Origin of the sequence: Devosia psychrophila, from assembly GCF_000971275.1 — a bacterium.
Classification (GTDB): Bacteria; Pseudomonadota; Alphaproteobacteria; order Rhizobiales; family Devosiaceae; genus Devosia; species Devosia psychrophila.
Window position 1 is genome coordinate 1 of the sequence record NZ_LAPV01000164.1, and the last position, 5,055, is coordinate 5,055.

The window sequence follows — 5,055 nt, forward strand, 5'->3', positions numbered from 1 at the left end:
GGCCGTTCGTTTGACCGCGTAGGCCGCGTCGTCGATCGCGGCCAGGATCTTGCGCGCGTCGACCAGCAGGCGATGCCCGGCCGGTGTGAGGCTGACCGTTCTACGGGTGCGCTCGAACAACACCGCACCCAGTTCCTGCTCTAGCGTGTTGATGGCCATCGAAAGCGGTGGTTGCGAAACCCCCAACCGATCGGCCGCACGACGGAAATGAAGTTCTTCCGCCACCACGACGAAGTACTGGAGCCGCCTCAGACTGAAGTTGTTCATTGATATAATAAACCGATCACAGGAGGGTTAAAGATATATTTGACCATGCGTATACGCGGGTCCATCTCTAGGGTCGAGGTGCACATGACAACGTCTGAACAAACCGGCCAGGTACCCGTCAGGGCCGTCTACATGCGCGGCGGCACGAGCAAAGGCGTTTTTTTCGTTGAATCGGATCTTCCGCCACCCGGCGAAGTTCGGGATCGTCTTCTTCTGTCGCTGATGGGAAGCCCAGACCGGTACGGGCGACAGCTCAACGGCATGGGTGGAGGCATTTCTTCCGTTTCGAAAATCATCATCGCCAGAGCGTCGACACGAAACGGCGTCGACATCGAATACATTCATGGCCAGGTCGCCGTCGACAGGCCCGTCGTCGATTGGAGTGCGAACTGCGGGAACCTCTCTTCCGCAGTGGCACAGTTTGCCGTCGAGGCCGGCCTAGCGATCGCTGCGACCGATGGGGAAGTCCTGGTGAAGATGGTGAATCTGAATTCGGGAATGCGCGTAGATTCCCGCTTCACGATGTCGGGTGGCAAGCCGCGCTACGACGGTAATTTTGAAATGCCAGGCGTCTCGGACGGGGGCGCTCGAGTCGCTCTCGAATACTTCATGCCGCACCGACCCCTGTTCGGATCGTCACAGCGCACCGACGTCTTCGAGGTAGATGGCCGCGGGATCGCCTGTAGCATAGCCGATGCGACCCTTCCGTGCGTCTTTCTAATGGCCGGGGACATCGGCCTGGACGTCTCGATGACACCTTCCGAGATCGATACGCAGGAGGCGGGCGGTCTGCTGCTGGAGAGGCTGCGTTGCCTGGGCGCGGTCAAGATCGGTCTAGCTGCGGACGAGGCGAGTGTTCCCCAGGCCAGCCCGAAGATCGGCGTCATCGGCGCCCCTGTCGACTACGTTGCGCTCGACGGCGAGCCCGTGTCTGCGAAGGATTACGACATCGCCATCCGCATGATGTCGATGGGCAAGGCGCATAAGGCCGTCCCGTTGACGGCCGCCATGTGCCTCGCTGCGGCCGCATTGTGCGAAGGCTCGGTGCCCAACAGCCTGGTGCCCGACCTGAAGGGAACCACCGTTCGATTGGGCACCCCCTCGGGAATTATCAGCGTAGGAGCCGTCCTTATCGGAGAAGGGTCCGCCCTGCTCGCTGAACGGACGATAGTCCATGCGACGTCCCGCCGCTTGATGGCGGGCGAAGTCTACGGAAGCCTTAACTAACCAGAACTGGAGGAAACACCTAATGCGAAAACTACTTATTGGCATGGCAATGACGGCATTAACCATGACGGCCAACGCCGCCGAGATAGATGGGGTGGAGATCACTGTGCCGGCAGGACCCGGCGGCGGATACGACCAGCTGGCGCGTGCCGTCCAAACCGGTCTGCAAGACCTGGGACTCGCTTCGTCTCTTCAGGTCGTCAACATACCCGGAGCCGGCGGAACGATCGCTCTGGCGAACTTCATCAATAGCAATTCGTCCGGGATGAATCTGCTGACCACAGGCATTGGCATGGTTGGCTCGATCATTACGACGCACGCGCCGGTGACCATGGAGCAGACCAGGCCTCTGGCCCGAATGACCGGCGAATATCTGACGATAGTCGTTGCCCAGGATAGCCCGCTCAAGGATATGGCCGACTTCGCCGCGGCCTATAAAGAAGATCCAAGCAAGCTGACGCTGGGAGGTTTCGCAGTCGGTGGCAGCGATCATCTCCTCTACGGAAGTGTGATCCAGTCGTTTGGCGGCGACGTCAGCAAGATGAACTACATCGCAATCGGCGCTGGCGGGGAGATGCTCTCGCAGGTCATGGGCGGCCATATTGCCACGGGTGCCGGCGGCTACAACGAATTCTCGCAGCAGATCGAGTCCGGCACGCTTCGCATACTGGGGCTCGCTGCGCCGGAACGCGTAACCGGCATCGATGCGCCCACGATGAAGGAGCAAGGCTTCGACGTCGATCTCGTCAACTGGCGGGGATTTCTGGCGCCGGCAGGAATCTCCGACGAAGACCGCAAGCTTCTCGATACGACCATTGCGAAAATGGTCCAATCCGCCGATTGGAAGAAGACTTTATCCGATCGTGGCTGGGTGGATATGTACCTGCCGTCGGACGAGTTCTCCGCATTCGTCGCCAGCGAACAGACGAAGGTCGGCGACCTCCTGAAGACGCTGAAAATCGTCGACTGATAATCATCGGAGGCGGCCGGACGGTGTCCGGCCGCAATTTTCCTACAGGCTAGCCATGAGAACAGTCAGCGAAATCACTTCCGAACTGGTGGCTCTGGTTGGAATGCAATCCGCCGCGCCGCAGGCTGTTGCCCTCGGTGGCAGGGAACCCGGGCTTCCTTCATCGTTCAGAGTTGGGGCGGCGGCCCAAGCCACGTTTGCGGCCGTCGGAATTGCCGCGGCCCAAAGACTGCGTCGCCGCACGGGAATTTCGCAAACGGTTCTTGCAGACATGGAGCACGCCGTCGCAGCGTTTCAAAGCGAACGGTTTCTGTCGTTGAACGGCCAGCGCGTAAAGGGATTCCGAGACCCTCTAGCGGGCGTATATCGCTGTCGGAATGACGGGTGGTTTCGTCCGCACATCACGTTTCCGCATCATAAGACGGCTCTTCTGCAGGTCTTGGGTCTGCGTCCCGACGTCGAACGTGACGGGCTGGCCGCCGAGATCGGTCAATGGAATTCGGTAGCGCTTGAGGAGGCAGTATATAGGTCTAATGGCGTTGGAGCCGCACTTCGAACGGCAGCCGAATGGGATGACCATCCTCAATCCGCCGCGGTCGCTGCCGATCCTCTCATCCGGCTGACGCGGATCGCCGACGCACCCGCCCGTGATGTGCGCAGCCAGCGAGACCTGCCTTTGGACAGGGTCCGGGTTCTGGACCTGACACGAGTGATCGCGGGTCCGGTCTGTGGTCGGGCCCTGGCAGCCTACGGGGCTGAGGTGCTCGCCGTAAGCTCCGACCGCTTGCCGGCGATAGAGCAACTGGTCCTCGATACCAATCGCGGAAAACGAAGCGCAAACATCGATCTTGAAACCGCCGAAGGCGCTTCAATACTTCGGCGTCTCGTCCATACGGTAGACATTTTCCTGCAGAGCTATCGTCCCGGGTCACTAGCTGCCCGGGGGTTCGGACCGGCCGATCTTGCGAAACTCCGCCCCGGGTTGATCTACGTCCAGCTTTCGGCGTTCGGAGATAAGGGGCCCTGGGCGAACAGACGAGGTTTCGATTCACTTGTGCAAACGGCAACCGGCTTCAACGCCGAAGAAATGGCTGCCGCCCGTTCGGACACGCCGATGGAACTGCCGTGTCAAATTCTGGATCATGCTTCAGGGCAGCTCATGGCTCTCGGTGCCATCGCCGCGTTGGAACATCGCGCCCGCGAAGGCGGCAGCTGGCAAGTGGACGTGTCGCTTGCAGCGACGGGACGCTGGCTCAAATCTCTCGGCCGGCTCGAGGACGGGCTTAGCTTCGAATACCGCGGATCAAGGCCCGAAGATATGTCGCCGCAAACCCGATCGATCTTCGGATCCATGCAGGGCGTAAAGCCGACTCCCCAGTTCTCGAAAACCGTCCTTCCCGACCTGCGTCCCACCGTTTCCCTCGGATCCGACCCGGCCCTCTGGTCAGATCAGTAATGCCGGAAGCCACAAACAGGACCGCACGTCGTGCGTACTCGATCGCATACGATAATGGAGCCATGTTCTTCTCTTGAGCACTTTTTTCGAGATGTTGAAGCATCAGATCCGCCGCGGCCACCCGATTGTCTTCGAGGAGGAGCTTGGCGATCAGGGCGTGCTCCCGGCAGCGTTCAAGCCAACCTGGCGTATCAAACATCTTCTTGTACTCCGCCAAGCGCCGCGCTCTGTACACTTGGCCCGTCCCGTTGATCAGCAGGCTGTTGTTCGAACATTTCAACACGGTCAAGTGGAAGCGGCTTCCGATTTCGAAGACCTCGACCGGCGAAATTCCGCGACTTCCGCTTTCGAAGAATTCTTCCTGTTCGACGAGCGCCATTTCGACCGCCGGCCTGTCTAGCTTGAAGCTCGGCTCCAATATGGCCGCGGGCTCGACGATCACCCGATAGCGACAGATCTGTTCGTAAGCGAGTTCCGACGACAGAAGGGGGGTGAACGACCAGCCCCGACCCGGCAGGCGCTCGGCCCACCCTTCGCTGGCGGCACGCCTGAGCGCTCGAGTGAGAAGAGGGCGACCGACTTGGTACCGCCGAATAAGCTCGTTTTCGCTGGCACGCTCGGGCAAGCGCTGATCTGTCCTCCTGCTTAACCGAATGACACGTCGTGTCATGGCATTCTAAGGGCGTGGGCCTGAACGCCCATATCGGCCGCAAATTCGCGCTTGCGCTGGGCGGCGCTGTCGAAGCCGACAGGACCACCCACGTCTTCGTCTCGGGCGTCATTGGCGGACTTGGCCGTGGCGTCCCGGGCCTCGGTCACCGCCCGGCCGTAGAACTGGCCGGCACCATGGGCGGACCCGACACGGTGCAAGTTCCAGCCGTGGCCGCCGAGTAGGAGACATTGCCACCGCCGCCTATTCTGGGCGAGGCGGAAGTTCGACCGGCAATCAGTGGAAACTAGCCCAGATAGAGGAAGAGAAGATGCAAACTGCAAGCATGACTATGCCGGTGACGTTGCCCCCAACTTCTATCCAGCCTGAAGGAGACTCGGGCGGTTGTTTTGGCCGATCTGGCCGGGGTGAGCTACGGGGGCTGGCGCAGAGCTGGTCATTGAGCGGAGCGGCAGATCCCGTCGC

4 protein-coding genes and 2 pseudogenes are annotated in these 5,055 nt (G+C 60.6%); 3 read left to right on the plus strand and 3 right to left on the minus strand.

The window, feature by feature from the left end; genetic code table 11:
* Positions 1 to 267 (minus strand): LysR family transcriptional regulator (locus tag WH91_RS18600; protein ID WP_046172517.1); only part of this gene is annotated, 267 nt, incomplete at its 3' end.
* Positions 268 to 351: 84 nt separating this feature from the next.
* Between WH91_RS18600 and WH91_RS18605 the strand changes: the two genes are divergently transcribed.
* From WH91_RS18605 to WH91_RS18615, 3 genes are read left to right on the plus strand one after another with little or no spacing between them, the layout of a single operon-like run.
* Positions 352 to 1,494 carry a PrpF domain-containing protein gene (locus tag WH91_RS18605; RefSeq protein WP_046172522.1) on the plus strand — a complete coding sequence of 381 codons (1,143 nt, stop codon included), beginning with the start codon at positions 352 to 354 and terminating at the stop codon, positions 1,492 to 1,494.
* A gap of 22 nt (positions 1,495 to 1,516) precedes the next feature.
* Positions 1,517 to 2,464, plus strand: coding sequence for a Bug family tripartite tricarboxylate transporter substrate binding protein (locus WH91_RS18610; protein WP_052952967.1), 948 nt, complete (start codon positions 1,517 to 1,519; stop codon positions 2,462 to 2,464).
* Positions 2,465 to 2,519: 55 nt separating this feature from the next.
* Positions 2,520 to 3,920: a CoA transferase gene (locus WH91_RS18615; RefSeq protein WP_046172519.1), complete on the plus strand. Its 1,401-nt coding sequence runs from the start codon at positions 2,520 to 2,522 to the stop codon at positions 3,918 to 3,920.
* 145 nt (positions 3,921 to 4,065) lie between these two features.
* On the opposite strand, the pseudogene WH91_RS26230 reads toward WH91_RS18615, so the two are convergent.
* Both WH91_RS26230 and WH91_RS25585 read right to left on the minus strand, forming a co-directional pair.
* Positions 4,066 to 4,590, minus strand: a pseudogene (locus WH91_RS26230) (GntR family transcriptional regulator); the annotation flags it as partial.
* Positions 4,591 to 4,592: 2 nt separating this feature from the next.
* Positions 4,593 to 4,781 (minus strand): annotated as a pseudogene (locus WH91_RS25585) (hypothetical protein); the annotation flags it as partial.
* Positions 4,782 to 5,055: the final 274 nt, after the last annotated feature.

Excerpts from the sequence above, each read along its gene's own strand:
- WH91_RS18605 (WP_046172522.1), top strand. The coding sequence starts at position 352 with ATGACAACGTCTGAACAAACCGGCCAGGTACCCGTCAGGGCCGTCTAC.
- WH91_RS18610 (WP_052952967.1), top strand. The coding sequence starts at position 1,517 with ATGCGAAAACTACTTATTGGCATGGCAATGACGGCATTAACCATGACG.
- WH91_RS18615 (WP_046172519.1), top strand. The coding sequence starts at position 2,520 with ATGAGAACAGTCAGCGAAATCACTTCCGAACTGGTGGCTCTGGTTGGA.